General features: G+C 46.8%; 1 protein-coding gene. It reads left to right on the forward strand.

Translation table 11 applies throughout. From position 1 onward, the window contains the following. Positions 1-80: 80 nt before the first annotated feature. Positions 81-842, forward strand: a complete 762-nt coding sequence (locus Xets_RS11340) for an IS982 family transposase (protein ID WP_244149756.1) — start codon at positions 81-83, stop codon at positions 840-842. Positions 843-1052 lie beyond the last annotated feature (210 nt).

The raw sequence follows: 1052 nt of genomic DNA on the forward strand, positions 1-1052 counted from the left end.
CGTTAAAAGGGATGTGAAGTGAAGGCTCTCAGAGTCTGAACTAGTAACGCCCCTCTGGGGCGAAATCAAAGCCGCCTTCTATGAAGGCGGATTTTTACTGTTGCGTCGATGACTTTTGCCAAAAATTTATTCCTCTCTGGCATCAACAGCTCATTGAAAACGGATTACGTCAACGGCACCGCGAAGCTTCCCTTTCGCTCAGCGAAGTCATTATGATCCTCATTTTATTCCATATGAGCCATTATCGTGATTTTAAAACGTTTTATAATAAACATGTAAAACAATATCTTACCGCAGATTTTCCCGGATTAGTCAGCTATACCCGCATGCTCACCCTGAAGAAAAGGGCACTGATTCCTTTATGCGCTTTTCTTTCGTCACGTAAAGCGACAACCCAAGGGATCGCTTTTATTGATTCCACCAAAATTGCTGTTTGTCACAACCTTCGCATTCCCCATCACCGGGTATTTGAGGGAATGGCACAACGAGGAAAAACCAGTACAGGCTGGTTCTATGGTTTTAAACTTCATCTGGTTATCAATGATTGCGGTGAACTTTTGGCCGTAAAATTAACCGCCGGAAATAAGGATGATCGTCACCCTGTCAAAGCATTGGCAAGAGGGTTAACGGGATGTTTATATGGCGATAAAGGGTATTTATCACAGACTTTATGCGATGAGCTGGAAGCGGAAGGCGTTACGTTAATCACGAATGTCCGTAGCAACATGAAAGCCAAAGCGTTATCGCTCTGGGATAGGCTGATGTTAAGAAGACGATTTTTGATAGAAAGTGTGCCGCAGGCATACAAACTGGGCAGCATAGGGAACGCAGCCAGTATGTAGCATAAGCTTAGGAGGAGATGGTGGCAGACCCACCGAAGTCCGCTGTCGGAAGCCGGCTTCAAACCCCCTCAAGCGGCTGCCGTAAAGAGCGGTGGTCGTGAGCGTTGAGGTCACCCCACAGGGAGGAGTTATCAGCCCGGTGCTGGCAAATCTGTTCCTGCATTATGTGTTCGACAAGTGGATGCAAAAGCATCATCCCCGGCTGAAGTG

Origin of the sequence: Xenorhabdus sp. TS4, assembly GCF_014467265.1 — a bacterium.
Classification (GTDB): Bacteria; Pseudomonadota; Gammaproteobacteria; order Enterobacterales; family Enterobacteriaceae; genus Xenorhabdus; species Xenorhabdus ehlersii.

Bases quoted from the DNA above. Each gene is read 5' to 3' on its own strand.
- Xets_RS11340 (WP_244149756.1), top strand. From the start codon at position 81: ATGAAGGCGGATTTTTACTGTTGCGTCGATGACTTTTGCCAAAAATTT.